This is a genomic window from Trinickia sp., from assembly GCF_051961175.1.
Lineage (GTDB): Bacteria > Pseudomonadota > Gammaproteobacteria > Burkholderiales > Burkholderiaceae > Trinickia.
Map to the genome: position 1 here is coordinate 1 of NZ_JBQCDN010000232.1, position 16,614 is coordinate 16,614.

Here is a 16,614-nt window from a genome sequence, read left to right on the forward strand (position 1 = left end):
GGGCGGGCCCCCAGACGGCCCGCTCGCGGCGTCCTGCTCCATGCCAATACGTCGACTATCCCGTTCGTCGCATACCTGGCGCGGGGCCGTTCTGTGAGCCAGCGCAAGCCGGGAATTAGCGTGAACAGGCCCTAGGGGACGACGGCGATCGGAGGTGCGTTGGCCGAGCGTTGGCCGACGCTTCAACGCAAGCTTCAGCCCAACGAAGTTGCCGCGGTTCGGAACGCGACTTGCAGCCCGTAATCGAAGCCCAATACGATGAGCGAGCACAGGAGCCCCATCGCGAGATTGGTGAGCCGGTGCTCGAGATCGGGATGGCGGCCGAGCCATGCGGCCGCCAAAAACACGCTTTCCGCCACGACTTGCACGGCGAACAGCGCGATCATCAGCAGATACTCGTAGCCCATCGAGTTGAAATTGGAGAAATCGACGCCGTGTATCGCGATCCAATAGCCAACGCGATAAATTTCGTAGACGACGAAAAGTAGCGGGAACACGTAGCTGGCGACGTAAGTCGGCTTCGTGGCATGCCGCAGTTCGGGGTGAAAGTGATGGACTCGTTGCATCGCAACCTCCTCGGGTAACGGTCTCACTATAGAAAAGCATCGATTCGACACTTTGACATACCTCAATGGGCAAGGTGCCTCGCCGCGTACAGTGGGGAGGGTTTCCACTTGCTCCATCGCCATGGACCGCAAAAAAAGATCTGGCCAGCAAGATCATGACGGTCAGCTTGCTGGCGCTGATCGCCGTTCAATGGCTGACGCTGCGTGCCCTAAAGCGGCGTGCGATTCGCCGGGCCACCGTTCGCCAATTCCACCAACGCACCTCGCAATTGAGCGAACTCGCTCGCCTTGTCGAGAAAAAGCTTCGCGCCCAGGTCGTAGCAGACCTTACGCATCTGCGCATACGCCGAATTGCTGAGCACGATCACCGGCGTCGAAGGTCGATGCTCGTACAACCATTTTAGAATCGTCAGGCCGCTCGTGCCCGCCTTCAACTGCAAGTCGATGATGACGAGATCGGGCTCGCTCGCATCGATGGCGGCAAGAGCCGCCGACGGTTCGTCGGCTTCGGCCGCGATATGCGCGCCGGGCACGCTCCGCACGAGATCGCACAGGCGCTCGCGGATGGGCGCATAGTCTTCTACGAGTAGTACCTTCATGGCAACACACGGATGGTTTCAAGGACATGGCTTTGAGTGTCCGTGAATCCGCAAGGCGTGAAAATCAGCCACGGACTTGATTCGTGTGGGGCTTTTAGCCGGGCTGTCGGAGAAGCCTTACACCCGTTTACGGGCAAACGTTTGCGAAATTGCCCATTCCACATAGCGGTAACCAGCCCCTGGCGCTAGACTGAGGTATTGTCTGAAGCCGGAGCCGGTCCGTGAACACTGAGCCGATACCAGCGCAAGGCCAGGGCGGAGGTCCGTCGGTCGCGCGCATCTCGCCGGAAGCGCGCTATCGCGCGATGGTCGACGCCATCAAGGATTACGCGATCTTTCTGCTCGATGTAAAGGGCCGGATCGCCACCTGGAACGCCGGGGCGGAACGGATCAAGGGCTATCGCGCAGAGGAAATCATCGGCCGCCATTTTTCGGTGTTTTATCCCGAGGACGTCGCGGCGCGCGGCTATCCCGCCGAGGAACTGCGCCGCGCGGGCGAACTGGGCCGTTGGGAGGACGAAGGCTGGCGCGTCCGCAAAGACGGCTCGCGCTTTTGGGCCAACGTCGTCATTACGGCGCTGCGCGACGAAAACGGCGACTTGGTGGGCTTCGCCAAGGTGTCGCGCGACTTGACCGAGCGGCGCCGCAACGAGGAGCAACTGCGCCAAAGCGAGGAGCGGATGCGCCGGCTGATGGACGCTGTCGAGGATGCGATCTTCATGCTCAACCCGCACGGCCAGGTCACGAGCTGGAACGCCGGCGCCACCAGGGTGCTCGGCTTTCATGCCACGGAGATCATCGGGCGGCATTTCTCGCGTTTCTACCCCGTGGAAAGTATCGCTGGCCGCGAGCCCGAGCGCGAGCTTGCCGACGCGGCCGCGTACGGCCGGATCGAGAAGGAGGGGTGGCGGCTGCGTAAAGACGGTTCGCGGTTTTGCGCGAACGTCGTCGTCACCGCCGTGTTTGGCGTGGCCGGTGAACTCGTCGGGTTTGCCAAGGTGGTGCGGGATATCACAGAACGCAACCAACTGCGACAACTCGAATACGCGAGCGAATTGGCGTCGCGGATCGAGGCGACACGCGAAGAAGAGAAAAAGCGCATTGCGCGCGAATTGCACGACGACCTTGGCCAGCAGCTGACCGCGCTGAAGATGGATCTGACCGCGCTGACCGCCGAGGATATGCCGCGCGCGCACGATCCGTCCGAAGCACTGGACGCGGCGCGCGTACGCGCGCTGGCAATGCGCGGCGCCGTCGACCACGCGATCGCTTCGGTTCGGCGGCTCGCGGCGGGACTGCGTCCGGCCGTTCTCGACGATCTCGGTTTGCTGCCCGCACTCGAATGGCTCGTCGACGATTTTCGTCAGCGCTCGCGCATGAGCATCGGCATGGCGACGAACGCCGAGGACGTCGTATTCAACGAGGCAGCCTCGACAGCGATTTTCAGAATCGTGCAGGAAGCGCTCACGAATGTCGTGCGGCATGCGCATGGCGCGACGGCCGTGGATGTCGCCCTGATCTGCACCGCGACGATGTGCGACGTCGCCATCCGCGACAACGGGATAGGAACCCGATCGGCGGCCGAGGGGAACGCCGGACGTCCCAGTCCGTCCGGCCTGGCGGGCATTCGTGACCGGGTGCGGCGGCTGGGCGGTTCGGTTGTGATCGGCAGCGACGCGAGCGGCGGGTTCGCCGTCCGCTTGTCCGTGCCGCGCGACGCTGTCGAGGTGCCGGCCTAGGAGCCGGCCTAGGCGCGGCCTAGGAGCCGGCCCATTCAGAACTGATAGTTGACGGCCATATTGAACACACCCGATGCGCGCGTCTGGGTGATCGGGCTATGCGCGGCCGAGCCGACGAGCTGCTGAAACGCGCCGTCGGCGCTGACGACCCAGTGTTTGTTGATGGAGTACGAGGCCGACACGCCGAAGCCGACGGAGCGAATGCCGGCCGAGGCATTGTATTGACGGTAGCCAGATCGAGCCGACTGCACGTCACTCACGCCGAACCAGCTGTTCATGTAGCGGGAATCGGCGATCGTCATCGTCGGGCCGGCGAACCAGGAGAATTTCTCCGAACTGCCGGGCATCGGCATGTAGGCACCGAGATCGCCGATCCACCCGTTGTCGCCACCGAAATTGCGGCGCAGATCGGCGCGCAGTACGATCGGAAGCGATTTCGACACCGCGTATTCGCCGAGCAGGCGCAAGCTTGGCGCCGGATTGATGTTACCCATGCCGTGTAAGTGGTCGAGATCGTCCGCCGCACGCCGGCCCAAATCGTAGGCTGCCGCCACACCCACGCGCCAGTTCGGCCCCGTGAGCACGTTCATGCCGATACCTTCTCCCGTTGACAGAAAGAAGCGATCACGATAGCGGATATCGATGCTCGGTCCTGCCAGTGTGTGATAGCGGTCGGAACCGTCGTAGCGGGGCTGGAAACTCGCGGACGGGCCGAGCCGGATGCGCCATGTCGGCAGCGCCGGTTCGAACATCTGCTCGAGCAAAATACCCGACGAGTATTGCCACTCGGCGAGCGGGGAAGGCGTCTGCGCATGAGCCGGGGCACTGGCGAACGCGGTGAACAGCGCTCCGGCAAAGGCGAGGCGCGATGCCGCATGAGAGGTCGACATAGCTCTTGTCCTTATTCGATATCGCTATCGATAGTGGTAGGCAAATCGTGCCAGACCTCAGAGCAATGCGCATGCCCTTTTTTTTCACGCGAGGCGCTGCCGCGGGTTCGTTATTTGCGGCGGTTCGCGACTGCGTCGAGACCACCCTGGGAGAAGGAAGTGACAGAGCGCGATCCTGCCGCACCGACCGACGATGTCGTGCTCTGGCGCACGATCAGGCCAGCGATGGCCAATCACCGCCGCGTACTCGTCGTGGACGACTACCGCGACGCGGCCGAAGCGTTGCAACTTTTGCTCGATGCGGACGGCTTCGAGTGCCGTGCGACGAGTGATCCGCATGACGCCTGCGTCATTGCGCGCGAGTGGCAGCCGTTCGCAGTGCTGCTTGACATCGCCATGCCGGGGCTCGACGGCCTGGAGGTGGCGCGGCGGCTGCGCAGCGATGCGGCCACTGCCCATATGCTGCTGATCGCCTGTACCGGCTACGCCTCCTCCGAGGATCGGGCGCGTGCGCGCGATGCCGGCTTCGACGCGCATTGCGCGAAGCCCCTCACACCGCAATTGATTTTGCGCGTGCTCGAGTTCGCCAGCGAAGGCTCGCATCGCGTCGCGGACGACCTCGGCGGTGCTGACGACGGCGAATCCCGCGCCGGCCTGTGAGCCACTGCAGACGGCTGGTGCAGTGAGGCCACCGCGAGGTCCCGAGAGACGACGTGCGCAGCGCGAAGCGGCGACGAGCACGGCGCGGAGACGGGCTTCTTAAACCGAAAAACAACGGAGCGGAATCGTTACGCATGCGTGGGCGATGCCCGCTGGCGGTGGTTGCGAACGGAAAAATGGCGTGCTTGAATCGCGCCGAGCCGGCGCCATCGCGGCGGCACGGTATCGAGTACGCACGCGGGAGGAGACCGTGAAGCATCGGTTGCATGCGAATGTCGTTGCAACGGCCATGGCATTGGCGGCCATTTCCGCGTGGGCCGGCGCACCGCGTGCCAACCACGGCGACGATCCTTTTTTTCAGGTGTCGCAAGCGATTCCGGCTTGCCCGGTTCCGCTCGGGCCGCTCCAAACCGAGCAGGAATGGCTGGCTGATTCGCATTACCGGATCGAACGCGGCAATAGCTGCTGGTGGGAAGGGCGCTGCCGGCTCCCGAACAGCTATCTGTACGATAAGGGAATCGAGGAAGCGGCCAAGCGACGCCTCACCAACGCCGAACCGTCGACGCATTGGCGCGAACATACGACGCTTTGGCTGATGCTCCAGCGGCGATTCATCTATGTGCAGGGCTGCGTGGCGCCCGACTTCGACAAACAGGCGTTCTTGTCGGAGCTTGCCAAAACCGCCGATGTCGAGCGCGTCATCGACGAAACGACAGCCGATCCGGCGTCCGATGCATTGCCGTACCGCACGCTCGCGGATCCTGACAAGACAGCTTATCCCCCTGGCGGCGGCTGATTCGCCGAGCCGTGCCGACGGTTTCGCCGAGCTGGCGCGCGTAAGCGCTTGTAGCGTTTCATCAAGGGCATGGCGGACATCCCGTGGATGAATACGGAGGCTGCGACCACGGCCAGGGCGTACGGCGCGAGCGGCGCGATGTCGCGCTTAGGGCCGTGCTCGAGCGCGTACGCCAGGTAATACACCGTTCCGCTTCCGCGGATGCCGAACCAGCTCATCATCCGGCGTGCCAGGGGCTGCGCACGTGAGCCGAGCAGCGACAGCTCGACCGCGATCGGGCGTACGACGACGAACAGGGCGAGCACGAGCGCCACGGCACGCCACGTGAAGAGCGGGGCCGGCAGCGTGCTGAGCAAGTTGCCCACCATGATCATCATGGCCATCTCGGCGATGCGTTCGAGTTCGATCGTAAAGCCGAGCACGGACTCCGCCATGTAGGCGTGCGCCTTGTCGGGATGCGCAGCCGTCGCCGCGACATCCGAAGAGTCGATCGATCCGATCGCATCCTGGGGCGAACGTGCGCCCGTCGCGCGATGTTCGACGCGGCGCATGGCTACGCCCGCGGCAAACGCCGCGAGGAAGCCGAACGTATGGAGCAATTCGGCGATCCCGAACGACAGCTCGATGAGCCCGAGCGCGAAGAAGCCCTCCAGACCGAGCGCCTGCGCATAGCGGGTGCGCAGCCAGGCGACGGCGTGTGTCGTCGCGAAGCCGAGCAGCGCACCGATACCGAGCGCGCCGACGATTCCCCAAACCGCTTCGAGGAGCATGCCCGGAATCAATACGCCTGGGCCGCCGGCGGCCTCGTTCGCGCACCATGCGAGCGCCGCCAGCATGAAGGGCAGCGCGACGCCATCGTTGAGTCCACCTTCTCCCGATAGCGAGAAACGCACGATGTCGAGATCGTTGGCATCGCGCACCTGAACGTCGTGAGCCAGCACGGGATCGGTCGGTGCGAGCATGGCAGCCAACACCCAGGCCGGTCCCCATGCCATATCGAGCCCCCACCTGCCGAATAAAGCGAGCAACGGCACGGTGACGATCATCGCAAGCAGCCCAAGACGCACCGGCAGCGACCACAGCGACGCGAAGATCGGCGCCCGCAGGCGCAGGCCGATGGCAAACAGCGAGGCGAGCAGTGCCACTTCGCTCAGAAGCCGCACGAGCGGTGCGTGTTTCGCGATGTCGAGCGACAGCAAGCCCGCACCGTTCGGCCCGAGTGCGAAGCCCGCCGCCAGATAGAGCATGGCGCCCGTCAGCGGCAACCGCTTGAACAAGGAACTCGCCACGCCCATGCCGACGAACATGCCGCCGACGAGGAGAAACCAGATCGTCTCGCGCATCGGGAGTGACCGGGCGCTGGCTCAGTGCGTGCGCCCGAACGCTTCGCGCAATTTGCCCTTGGCGGCTTGCAGCACGTCGCGGCGGGATTTCGGCAGATTCCTGCCCGCACGGTTGATATAGAAATTCAGCATCGACATCGCCGATTGGTACGGCGTGCCGCGCCGTCTCCTGCTGGCAAGCGAGGAGCGCTTGAGCGATTGCGCGATTTCCTCGGCATTGCCGGACTTGAAAATGCCCTGTTCGAGATCGAGGGCGTCGCTCTTTTCCATGACTTCGTGCGACCAGCGGCGCGGCGCGCGGCTTCGGCTCGAAGCGGCGTGCTGTTTTTCGTGGTGCGCGCGGCTTTGCGCGTGACGCTGCCGCGGTGGGTGACCGGCGCGGCGTCGCGTCGACGAATGTGGAGACGAGGAAGCCATCGGTTCGTTCCTGACTGGGAGATGGGGGCTCGGTGAGCGAGTGCGAGTAGGCCGCGAGGCCCGTGCCGCGGCGCATTGTTCCCTCGACGCAACGCGCATGCCAACACATGAAGGATCCGATTCGAATTTGGCACGGTTGATGCATCTCCAGCACGGCCCGGCGAGCGAGCCTTTGGCTGCGGGCCGTCGCGGGCGAAGCCGTGTTTCGTAAATACAAATCGATGGAGAAAACCCATGGCGAATCAACCGTTTTTGTCGGACGTCCAGGCCATTCGCAAACGTGCGCGCGAGCATATTGAAGAAGGGGCCGTGACCGCCGGCTATCAGGCGGATCGCGCGGCGGTGTTGAAGCTGCTCAACGACGCGCTGGCGACTGAAATCGTTTGTACGCTGCGCTACCGCCGTCACTATTTCATGGCCAAGGGCATTCATTCGAAGAGCATTGCCGACGAATTTCTCGCGCATTCGAACGAGGAGCAGGGGCATGCCGATATGTTGGCCGAGCGCATCGTGCAGCTCGGCGGCGAACCGAACTTTTCGCCCGACGGATTGCTCTCGCGCAGCCATGCCGAGTATGTGGAAGGCACGTCGCTCGTCGACATGATCAAGGAAGACCTGGTGGCCGAGCGTATCGCCATCGACAGCTATCGAGAGATAGTCAGTTTCCTTGGCGACAAAGATCCCACGTCGCGCCGCATCATGGAAACCATCCTGTCGGTGGAGGAAGAGCACGCCGACGACATGGCAGACCTGCTGACCGGGCTGCCGAGCGATCTCAAGCGGTAAGGGAGCCGTTGCGGCGTGACGAGACGCCGGGCCCTGTGGGCACCGCATTTGCTGCGGTGCAGGCAGCACTTCACTTCATATTGGGGAGTTGCGCCCATGACTACGAAGACGAAAACGCTGGAAGGTTGCAAGGTCGCCATGCTGGCGATGGACGGCTTCGAAGAGGCTGAACTTGCCGAGCCGAAGCGGGCGCTGTCGGAAGCCGGCGCTTTGGTGCATGTGATCTCGAAGAAACCCGGGCAGATTCAGGGGTTCCGTCATACGGAGCGCGGCGGCACGGTGACCGTCGACGCGACGTTCGATCAGGTGCGGCCGGAGCAATACGATGCAGTCGTGTTGCCGGGCGGGGTTGTCAACGGCGATGCCATTCGCACCGTGCCGGAAGCGCAGGCGTTCGTGCGCGCGCTCGATGAAGCGCACAAGCCCGTTGCCGTGATTTGTCACGGCGGTTGGCTGCCGATCTCGGCCGGCATCGTCAAGGGACACACGATGACGAGCTGGCCGAGCCTGCAAGACGATCTTCGCAACGCGGGCGCAACCTGGGTCGACGAGGAGGTGGTCGAAGACGGCAATCTGATCACGAGCCGCAAGCCCGACGACATCCCGGCCTTCAATCAAAAACTCATTGCCCAACTCGAACATCGGGGCACGGCGCGATGAGCGCCGTGCAGCGCCCGGCGCGAGGCGGACGGCGGGGCCAGCAGCTATGCGCGTGACGTTTCAAGAGGACGCGCCGATGTTCGATGGAGCGCAGATGGTGGTGCGATTCATCGCCATGGTCGACGGCGTGGCGCTCTCGTGCGCGATCACCGCCGAGGCGCTCGAAGATCATTTCGGCGCGGGTTCGACGCTCGAAGCCGAGCTTTTGCGCGCATTCGCCGCTGGGCGCGAACGCATCCACGATGTGTGCAAACGCGCGATCGAAGAGAGCGGCGGCGCCGCCGTGATATTGCGCAGCGGCTTGTTCCGGATCGCACCGACCTGAATGGCGCGCATGTCGAACGAACGAAATAAGGAGGACGTGTCATGTCGTTGATCGTCGCAGGCCGCTTCACGACGTTTGCCGATGCCGAAGCCGCCGCCAACCGCCTATTCGAAGCGGGGTTCGTGCAAGAGGACGTTACGCTGTTCTTCGTCAATCCGCGCGGGCAGCATGCGCGGTTTCCCATCGGCGGAGATCGGTACGTCGACCCTGAAGCGGCGCGCACATCGAAGGGGGCCGGTAAAGGCGGGGCCATTGGTGCGGTGATTGGCGCAGTGATAGGCGTGGCTTTGTTCAGTGCGTTTTCGTCACCGTTTTTGGTACTGGTGGTGGCCGCGGGTGTGGGGGCGTATATCGGTTCGCTGGCCGGTGCGATGTCGCATACGCGAGGTGGCGGCAAGGTGCCCGAGCATGCGGTGCCGCACGAAGCGCGCGATTCCGGGGTGCTCGTTGCCGTTCACGTGTCGCCCGACAATCAAGCCGAAGCGGCGCGCGTGTTGCGCGAGGCCGGAAGCCTGGAAGTGGAGCGTGCCCATGGCCGCTGGCAGCACGGGCGCTGGGCCGATTTCGATCCCACCCGGGATGTCGAGCCGATCACGGCGCCGTCCGCTACGACCACGGCTGAAGCGCGCGCCGAGGCGCCCGTCAACCGTTGAGTCGTTAGCAGCTAACGACTGCATCTCCTTCTTTCCTTCTCTCCTTCACCGATCGATGTCATGCAGGGCCGCGCCTGTCCGGGCCGGCCCTGTGCCCTCGTGCGGCGTGCGCGGCCGATGGACGACCTGCGACGTGGGAGCTGCGGTCGCCCAATGGGCATAGTCATTGCAGTATGGGATCGAGCGTTGCATCGAACGAATCACAACGCTCGGTGCCTGCCGCGGTGAACCAGCGCGCGGCGGCGACGCCAAAGCCGGCGCGCCGGCATTCATCAGGAGGACACAACCATGATTCGATACGCCATTATATTTTTCATCATAGCGATCATTGCGGCCATCTTCGGTTTTACCGGCATCGCAGCCGGCGCGGCCGAGATCGCGAAGATCCTGTTCTTCATCTTCATCGTCATCTTTTTGGCGACGCTGTTGATCGGCGTATTCAGGTGACGCCACTCGGAGAATGGATCGGAGAATAATAGTCATCGCCGTTGCAGGGATTACGAGCATGTTGCAAGGAATGCCAGGTGCTCGCCGGCATCGTTTTCGGGCCCTCGCAACGGCGTGCTTCGCCGGATAGATGGCCCGCTTTCTGCGCGGCTATCGGCGAAAGGAGAACCGCCATGTCACGCGTGATTTGGAAAGGGGCGATCAGTTTCGGTCTCGTCAACGTACCGGTGCAGTTGCACTCCGCGACCCGAACCGAGCGAACGAGCTTCAACCTGCTCGACAAGGAGACGGCCGACCCGATCGGCTATAAGCAGATCAATAAGCGAACAGGCAAAGAAGTGCGCCGCGACAATATCGTGCGCGGGTACGAATACGAGAAAAACAACTACGTCATTCTCAGCGATGACGAAATTCGTTCCGCCAGCCCGGAAGCGACCCAGACGGTGGATATCCTCGCGTTCGTCGAAGCGTATTCGGTGTCGTTCCTGTACCTGGACACGCCGTACTATCTCGTGCCCGAGCGGCAAGGAAAGAAGGCTTACGCACTGCTGCGGGAAGCGCTCGCAAAGAGCGGAAAGATCGGTATCGCCAATGTCGTGCTGCACAATAAACAGCACTTGGCGGCATTGATTCCGGCCGGTCCCGTGCTTGCGCTCAATACGTTGCGTTGGGGCGGCGAAGTGCTGGATATCGGGGATCTCTCGCTGCCGCCGGCCGAGGCCAAGGCCGCCGGTGTCAGCCCGCGCGAACTCGAGATGGCGATGAAACTGATCGACGACATGACCGAGAAATGGGAGCCGGAGCATTACCACGATACGTTCCGCGATGACATCCTGGCGCTCGTCGATCGCAAGGTGCGCGAAGGCAAGACCCACGAGATCGTCGAAGGCGCCCGTGTGCCGGCGCGAACGCGGACGACCGCGGATGTCGTCGATTTATCGGAACTGCTTAAACGCAGCCTGGGACGCGGCAAGGGCAAGCACGCGGCATGATGCGAGCGCCCCTGAGATCGAGCGTGAGATCGAGCGTGAGATCGAGCCCCGGATCGAACTCAGCGCATCGAATCGAGCCCACTCGTATCGGACCGGGTTGTATCGAATCCTGATGAGCGGACCACCATGGCGGACAAGCTCGAAACCTATCGCAACAAGCGGCGCTTTAACGAAACGCCCGAGCCGTCGGGCGGCGAACGCGCGCGCCGCGCCAAGCGCGCGGCAACGAGCCGCGGCGCCGGGCCGGCGCTCTCGTACCTGATCCAGGAGCATCACGCGAGGCGCCTGCATTACGACTTCAGGCTGGAACTCGATGGCACGCTGAAGTCGTGGGCCGTGCCGAAAGGCCCGTGCCTCGATCCCTCGGTGAAGCGGCTCGCGGTCCATGTCGAAGACCACCCGGTCGAATACGGCTCGTTCGAAGGCGAGATTCCGCCCGGCAACTACGGCGCGGGCACCGTTATCGTCTGGGATCGGGGTACCTGGGAGCCCGCGGGCGGCGTCGAACAGGCACGCAAGGCGTATGAAACCGGCCGGCTCAAGTTCACGCTGCACGGAAAGAAGCTTCACGGCGGATGGGCCCTCGTACGAAGCGGCATGCGTGGCAGCGGCGATAAAGAGCAGTGGTTGTTGATCAAGGAACGCGACGACGAAGCGCGGCCTCAGAGCGAGTACGACATCGTGGCGGAGCAGCCGGGCAGCGCGCTGTCGGATGGCGATGGCGCGGCTAAGAAGACGGAGAAGCAATCGGGGAAGAAGGCGGCAAAAAAAACCGCAACCAAGCCGGCAACTAAGCCGGCAACCAAGGCGGCAACTAAGCCGGAACAAGCGATCCCACACTTGGCGCGTGCTGGCCGATCGTCGTCCGGTCACCCCGATATCGTTGCCACGCGGACGACACAGTCGTTGCGCGAATTGGCGGTGTCGCCGTCGATCGAAGGCGCGGTGAAGGCGCGCTTGCCGCAATCGTTGAAGCCGCAGCTTGCGACGCTCGTGGACGATGTGCCTTCCGGTGACGACTGGCTGTATGAAATCAAATTCGACGGCTATCGTGCGCTGACGCGTATCGACCATAGCGAGTCGAAGCCTGTTCGGATATTGACGCGCAGCGGCCTCGATTGGACCGCGAAATTCAAACGGCAAGCGCAGGCATTCGCGGAACTCGACGTCCAAACGGCCTGGATCGACGGCGAGGCCGTTGTGCTCGACGAACAGGGCGTGCCGAGTTTCCAGGCGCTGCAAAACGCGTTCGATGCCCATCGCGCACAGGACATCGTCATCTTCGCGTTCGATCTGCCCTATCTGAACGGCTACGACTTGCGGGAGGTGCCGCTCGTGCAACGCAGGGCGTTGCTGCGGGCATTGCTCGAGGGGTTCGGCGGCGACACCCTCCGCTTTTCCGAGGATTTCGCGCTCGATCCGCATGACCTGCTGCATAGCGCCTGCGAAATGGCACTCGAAGGGATCGTGGGCAAACGGTGCGACAGCCGTTATACGTCGAGGCGCAGTGGCTCGTGGATCAAGCTGCGTTGCCGGCGCCGCCAGGAGTTCGTCATCGGCGGTTTTTCGGAGCCGAGCGGCAGCCGCACGGGCTTCGGTGCATTATTGCTCGGCGTCTATGATGCCCGCGGCAAACTGCACTACGCGGGGCGCGTGGGCACGGGCTTCGATACGGCCCTGCTGCGCTCGATCAAGCAGGCGCTCGATGAGCGGGAGGCGGCGCGCTCGCCGTTTGCCGAGCCGCCCACCGAGCGCAGCCGGACGAAGGTGCATTGGGTTCGGCCTGAGCTCGTCGCCGAATGCAATTTCTCGGAATGGACGAGCGAAGGCATCGTTCGTCAAGCCTCGTTCATCAGCTTGCGCAGCGATAAGCCGGCGCGCGAGATCGTGCATGAAACGCCGCGCAAGCCCGACGGCGCGGCGGATGTGGCGCAGGCGGCGAAGCGGGAACGCGGCGCCAAGCGTGACGACGATCGGCCGGCAACGAGCCAGGCACGCACGAAGGCGAAGCAATCCACACGTTCCGGCGATATCGATGCCATGAACAAGACGACGAGAGACAATCAGGCGCCGTTGAAAGAGGGCGACACGGTAGCGGGCGTCCGTATTTCGCACCCCTCGCGCATCATCGACAAAACAACCGGATTCGCCAAACGCGATCTCGTTCGCTATTACGAACGCATTGCCCCGTGGCTGTTGCCACATGTGAAGGACCGGCCCGTCGCGCTCGTGCGCGCGCCCGAGGGGATCGACGGCGAGCTGTTTTTTCAAAAGCACAGCAATCGCCTTTCGATTCCGTTCGTCTCTTCGCATGAAGGGCTCGATCCCGGCCACCCGGCGTTGATTACGCTCGATAGCGCGCAAGCGCTGGTGGGCGCCGCGCAGATGGGGACAATCGAGCTGCATACGTGGAACGCGGTGGCGTCGAATATCGAAAAGCCCGATCGCGTTGTGTTCGATCTCGATCCCGATCCGAAGCTCGGATGGGACCGCATGATCGAAGCCGCGCAGCTCACCCGGGAACTCCTGGCGGAACTGGGTTTGCAGTCATGGTGTAAAACGAGCGGCGGCAAGGGGCTGCACGTCGTCGTGCCGCTCGCCCGTCATGCGGGGTGGGACGAAATCAAGGCGTTTGCACAGGCGGCGGCGCAACATATGGCCGCGACGCTGCCCGACCGGTTCAGCGCGAAGATGGGGGCGCAAAACCGCCGCGGCCGTATTTTCGTCGATTACCTGCGCAATAACCGCGGCTCGAGCACCGTCGCCGCGTTTTCCCCGCGAGCGCGGCCCGGGATGGGCGTCTCGGTGCCGATTACCTGGGACGAGCTTGGCGATACGACGGGCGGTGCGCAATGGACTGTCGAGAACATCGACGAACGGCTCGCGGCTTTGACCGCCGACCCATGGGCGGACTACGTCGGCACCCGGCAGCGCGTGACGCGCGAAATGCGCGAACGGCTAGGCATCAAAGGGCAATAGGGCAATAACCTCGGCGCGGCTGGCTTTGTCCCTGGGCGCGCTTTTTGCGCGACATCGAGTCTCCAGGACCGACTGTATCGGAGGCACAGATGGCGCAAACGGTAGGCGATTTCATCGTCGAAAGATTGCATGAATGGGGCGTGCGGCGCATGTTCGGCTACCCCGGCGACGGCATCAACGGCGTATTCGGCGCGCTGCGGCGCGCGGGCGGCAAGATCGAATTCATTCAGGCGCGGCACGAAGAAATGGCCGCGTTCATGGCCAGCGCCTACGCGAAGTTCACGGGCGAATTGGGCGTCTGTATCGCCACCTCCGGACCGGGCGCGGCGCACCTCGTCACGGGCCTTTACGACGCGCGGCTCGATCACATGCCGGTGCTCGCGATCTGCGGGCAGCAAGCCCGGGCGGCGCTGGGTTCGCACTATCAGCAGGAAGTGGACCTCGTATCGATGCTGAAGGACGTCGCCGGTTCGTACGTGCAGCAGGCGAGTGTGCCGGCTCAGGTGCGTCACATGGTGGACCGCGCGGTGCGTATCGCGCTCTCGCAGCGGCGCGTCACGGCGATCGTCCTGCCGAGCGATTTGCAGGAACTCGAATACACCCCGCCGCCGCGCAAGCATGGCACCGCGCATTCGGGCGTGGGCTATTCGCGCCCGCGCATTCTGCCGGAACCCTCGGATCTCGCGCGTGCCGCCGAAGTGCTCAATGCCGGTCGCCACGTGGCGATGCTGGTCGGAGCGGGCGCACTGCATGCCACGGATGAAGTCATTGCTGTCGCCGAACGATTGAAGGCCGGGGTCGCCAAGGCGCTGCTCGGCAAGGCCGTGGTGCCCGATGAATATCCCTGGGTCACGGGCTCGATCGGTTTGCTCGGGACGAAACCGAGTTGGGAACTGATGACGCATTGCGATACGTTGCTGATGATCGGGTCCGGCTTCCCTTACTCGGAATTCCTTCCGAAGGAGGGGGACGCGCGTGGCGTGCAGATCGACATCGGCGCCGACATGCTGAGCCTGCGTTATCCGATGGAGGTCAATCTGGTGGGCGACAGCGCCGAAACGCTGCGTGCGCTGCTGCCCTTGCTCGATCAAAAAACCGACGACGCCTGGCGAAAGCGTATCGAGCACTGGACCTCGGAATGGTGGGACACGCTCGATAAACGCGCGAAGGAGCCTGTCAAGCGCGGCGTCAATCCGCAGCGGATCTTCACCGAGCTCTCACCGAAGCTCGCTTCGGATGTGATTTTGACGAGCGATTCGGGATCGTGCGCGAATTGGTATGCGCGCGACTTGAAGATTCGGCGCGGCATGATGTGCTCGCTGTCGGGCGGGCTCGCGTCGATGGGCGCGGCGGTGCCTTATGCGATCGCGGCGAAGTTCGCGCATCCGGACCGGCCGGTGATCGCGATGGTGGGCGATGGCGCGATGCAGATGAACAACATGGCTGAGCTGATCACCGTGGCCAAGTATTGGCAGCAGTGGAAGGACGGCCGGTGGATCTGCATGGTGATGAACAACGAAGATCTGAACCAGGTGACGTGGGAGCAGCGCGTCATGGAGGGCGATCCCAAATTCGAGGCATCGCAGGATTTGCCGAACGTGCCGTTTCATCGGTTCGCCGAATTGATCGGACTCAAGGGCATTTACGTCGATACGCCGGAGGCGATCGGCCCTGCTTGGGACGAGGCGCTATCGGCGGGGCGGCCTGTCGTGCTTGAAGTGAAGACCGATCCCGACGTGCCGCCGCTGCCCCCGCATGTGACGCTCGTGCAGGCGCGCAAGTTCATGCGCACCTTGATGGAAGGCGATCCCGAGGAAGGGAGCGTCATCGTCAATACGGCGAAGCAGGTGATGGCGTCGGTGTTGCCGGGTAAGAAGGAATCTTGAGCGGGATGGCGTGGCCGCCGATCGGCGCGGCCCACGCCGGATGAATCGCTGTGGACGGTGTCACATGGGCGGCGCCGGCCTGTGTCGCACGAGCCAGGCGACGAGCCCGAGCGCGACTGCGGCACCGAGCGCTGCGCCACGATGGGTATCCAGCCAAAGCGCGGCCGAGCGCGACTTGGCTTCGCCGCTGAACGAGCCGCGCAGCCGGTGAGCCCCTGGAACGGGGTACCAAAGATCGACGGGGTGACCGGGATCGGTCGGGCTCTTGCGCTGCTGTCCCCGGAAGGCATGCTTGGCGAGGTAGCGATCCAAGAAGCTTGGGGCGATCTTATTGGCGACGATGGCCTTGATGGACGACAGCCCGACGTAAAGTTCGCGGCGAGGATGTATGGCGGCCCAGACGATCGCGCGCGCCGCGACCTCCGGCTCATAGACGGGCGCGACGGGACGCGGTGCGCCGGGCATTCGGCTCGGGGCCCAATCGAACTGAGGCGTGTTCAGCGCCGGCATCTGGACCATCGTGACGCGTACGCCGCTTTTGTCATGCAGAAGTTCGCACCGCAACGCGTCGGTGAATCCGCGGATCGCATGCTTGGCGCCGCAGTACGCCGATTGGAGCGGAATCGCGCGATAGGCGAGGGCGGAGCCCACTTGTACGATGACGCCTTTGTCGCGTTCGGTCATGCGTTTCAGTGCGGCCATGGTGCCCCAGACGTAACCCAGGTACGTCACTTCCGTGACGCGCGCGAACTCCGCCGATGTCATCCGCGCGACGGGCGCAAACATCGTCACCATTGCATTGTTGACCCAGACATCGATCGGACCCAACTCCGTTTCCACGCGATTCGCGGCGGCTTCGACGGCGTCGGCGTTGCT

At 63.6% G+C, this 16,614-nt stretch carries 16 protein-coding genes and 1 pseudogene; 11 read left to right on the top strand and 6 right to left on the bottom strand.

Features of this window, described 5'->3' with window-relative positions; all coding sequences use genetic code 11:
* Positions 1–194 precede the first annotated feature (194 nt).
* Both ACTHL0_RS14120 and ACTHL0_RS14125 read right to left on the bottom strand, forming a co-directional pair.
* Complete coding sequence (locus ACTHL0_RS14120) at positions 195–566, bottom strand: hypothetical protein (RefSeq protein ID WP_440567372.1); 372 nt, start codon at positions 564–566, stop codon at positions 195–197.
* Positions 567–775: 209 nt separating this feature from the next.
* The gene (locus tag ACTHL0_RS14125; RefSeq protein WP_440567373.1) at positions 776–1,165 is read right to left on the bottom strand and encodes a response regulator; all 390 of its coding nucleotides are present in this window, start codon (positions 1,163–1,165) and stop codon (positions 776–778) included.
* A gap of 236 nt (positions 1,166–1,401) precedes the next feature.
* Between ACTHL0_RS14125 and ACTHL0_RS14130 the strand changes: the two genes are divergently transcribed.
* On the top strand, positions 1,402–2,904 hold the full coding sequence (locus ACTHL0_RS14130) for a PAS domain-containing sensor histidine kinase (RefSeq protein WP_440567388.1): 1,503 nt from the start codon (positions 1,402–1,404) through the stop codon (positions 2,902–2,904).
* A gap of 35 nt (positions 2,905–2,939) precedes the next feature.
* Here ACTHL0_RS14130 and ACTHL0_RS14135 read toward each other — a convergent pair whose 3' ends face one another.
* Positions 2,940–3,794, bottom strand: coding sequence for a MipA/OmpV family protein (locus tag ACTHL0_RS14135; RefSeq protein ID WP_440567374.1), 855 nt, complete (start codon positions 3,792–3,794; stop codon positions 2,940–2,942).
* Positions 3,795–3,953: 159 nt separating this feature from the next.
* On the opposite strand from ACTHL0_RS14135, the gene ACTHL0_RS14140 reads away from it, so the two are divergent.
* On the top strand, positions 3,954–4,454 hold the full coding sequence (locus ACTHL0_RS14140) for a response regulator (protein ID WP_440567375.1): 501 nt from the start codon (positions 3,954–3,956) through the stop codon (positions 4,452–4,454).
* A gap of 250 nt (positions 4,455–4,704) precedes the next feature.
* A complete protein-coding gene (locus tag ACTHL0_RS14145; RefSeq protein ID WP_440567376.1) occupies positions 4,705–5,250 on the top strand; it encodes a hypothetical protein in 546 nt (181 codons plus the stop codon).
* On the opposite strand, the gene ACTHL0_RS14150 is transcribed toward ACTHL0_RS14145, so the two are convergent.
* Positions 5,229–6,593 (bottom strand): cation:proton antiporter, encoded by a 1,365-nt coding sequence (locus ACTHL0_RS14150; RefSeq protein WP_440567377.1) that lies wholly within the window; start codon positions 6,591–6,593, stop codon positions 5,229–5,231. The genes ACTHL0_RS14145 and ACTHL0_RS14150 overlap by 22 nt on opposite strands.
* 21 nt (positions 6,594–6,614) lie before the next feature.
* Positions 6,615–7,010, bottom strand: a complete 396-nt coding sequence (locus ACTHL0_RS14155; RefSeq protein WP_440567378.1) for a DUF3175 domain-containing protein — start codon at positions 7,008–7,010, stop codon at positions 6,615–6,617.
* Between the two features lie 234 nt (positions 7,011–7,244).
* Here ACTHL0_RS14155 and ACTHL0_RS14160 point away from each other — a divergent pair, with 234 nt between their 5' ends.
* The 8 genes and pseudogenes from ACTHL0_RS14160 to ACTHL0_RS14195 all read left to right on the top strand — a co-directional run bounded on the left by ACTHL0_RS14160 (position 7,245) and on the right by ACTHL0_RS14195 (position 15,738).
* Complete coding sequence (locus tag ACTHL0_RS14160; protein ID WP_440567379.1) at positions 7,245–7,796, top strand: ferritin-like domain-containing protein; 552 nt, start codon at positions 7,245–7,247, stop codon at positions 7,794–7,796.
* Between the two features lie 96 nt (positions 7,797–7,892).
* Complete coding sequence (locus ACTHL0_RS14165; RefSeq protein ID WP_440567380.1) at positions 7,893–8,456, top strand: type 1 glutamine amidotransferase domain-containing protein; 564 nt, start codon at positions 7,893–7,895, stop codon at positions 8,454–8,456.
* A 46-nt stretch (positions 8,457–8,502) separates the two neighbouring features.
* A complete protein-coding gene (locus ACTHL0_RS14170) occupies positions 8,503–8,781 on the top strand; it encodes a DUF1488 domain-containing protein (RefSeq protein WP_440567381.1) in 279 nt (92 codons plus the stop codon).
* A gap of 41 nt (positions 8,782–8,822) precedes the next feature.
* The gene (locus tag ACTHL0_RS14175; protein WP_440567382.1) at positions 8,823–9,434 is read left to right on the top strand and encodes a hypothetical protein; all 612 of its coding nucleotides are present in this window, start codon (positions 8,823–8,825) and stop codon (positions 9,432–9,434) included.
* Positions 9,435–9,722: 288 nt separating this feature from the next.
* Complete coding sequence (locus ACTHL0_RS14180) at positions 9,723–9,881, top strand: DUF1328 family protein (protein WP_440567383.1); 159 nt, start codon at positions 9,723–9,725, stop codon at positions 9,879–9,881.
* A gap of 173 nt (positions 9,882–10,054) precedes the next feature.
* Positions 10,055–10,870, top strand: a pseudogene (ku, locus tag ACTHL0_RS14185) (non-homologous end joining protein Ku); the annotation flags it as partial.
* A 129-nt stretch (positions 10,871–10,999) separates the two neighbouring features.
* Entirely contained in the window at positions 11,000–13,852 is a 2,853-nt protein-coding gene (gene ligD, locus ACTHL0_RS14190; RefSeq protein WP_440567384.1) for a DNA ligase D, read from the top strand.
* Between the two features lie 89 nt (positions 13,853–13,941).
* Positions 13,942–15,738, top strand: coding sequence for a thiamine pyrophosphate-requiring protein (locus ACTHL0_RS14195; protein WP_440567385.1), 1,797 nt, complete (start codon positions 13,942–13,944; stop codon positions 15,736–15,738).
* A 60-nt stretch (positions 15,739–15,798) separates the two neighbouring features.
* Here the strand turns inward: ACTHL0_RS14195 and ACTHL0_RS14200 are convergent.
* A partial coding sequence (locus ACTHL0_RS14200; protein ID WP_440567386.1) for an SDR family oxidoreductase occupies positions 15,799–16,614 on the bottom strand: 816 nt, incomplete at its 5' end.

Coding starts and splice junctions, on each gene's coding strand:
- ACTHL0_RS14120 (WP_440567372.1), bottom strand. CDS start 566: ATGCAACGAGTCCATCACTTTCACCCCGAACTGCGGCATGCCACGAAG.
- ACTHL0_RS14125 (WP_440567373.1), bottom strand. CDS start 1,165: ATGAAGGTACTACTCGTAGAAGACTATGCGCCCATCCGCGAGCGCCTG.
- ACTHL0_RS14135 (WP_440567374.1), bottom strand. CDS start 3,794: ATGTCGACCTCTCATGCGGCATCGCGCCTCGCCTTTGCCGGAGCGCTG.
- ACTHL0_RS14150 (WP_440567377.1), bottom strand. CDS start 6,593: ATGCGCGAGACGATCTGGTTTCTCCTCGTCGGCGGCATGTTCGTCGGC.
- ACTHL0_RS14155 (WP_440567378.1), bottom strand. CDS start 7,010: ATGGCTTCCTCGTCTCCACATTCGTCGACGCGACGCCGCGCCGGTCAC.
- ACTHL0_RS14160 (WP_440567379.1), top strand. CDS start 7,245: ATGGCGAATCAACCGTTTTTGTCGGACGTCCAGGCCATTCGCAAACGT.
- ACTHL0_RS14165 (WP_440567380.1), top strand. CDS start 7,893: ATGACTACGAAGACGAAAACGCTGGAAGGTTGCAAGGTCGCCATGCTG.
- ACTHL0_RS14170 (WP_440567381.1), top strand. CDS start 8,503: ATGCGCGTGACGTTTCAAGAGGACGCGCCGATGTTCGATGGAGCGCAG.
- ACTHL0_RS14175 (WP_440567382.1), top strand. CDS start 8,823: ATGTCGTTGATCGTCGCAGGCCGCTTCACGACGTTTGCCGATGCCGAA.
- ACTHL0_RS14180 (WP_440567383.1), top strand. CDS start 9,723: ATGATTCGATACGCCATTATATTTTTCATCATAGCGATCATTGCGGCC.
- ligD (WP_440567384.1), top strand. CDS start 11,000: ATGGCGGACAAGCTCGAAACCTATCGCAACAAGCGGCGCTTTAACGAA.
- ACTHL0_RS14195 (WP_440567385.1), top strand. CDS start 13,942: ATGGCGCAAACGGTAGGCGATTTCATCGTCGAAAGATTGCATGAATGG.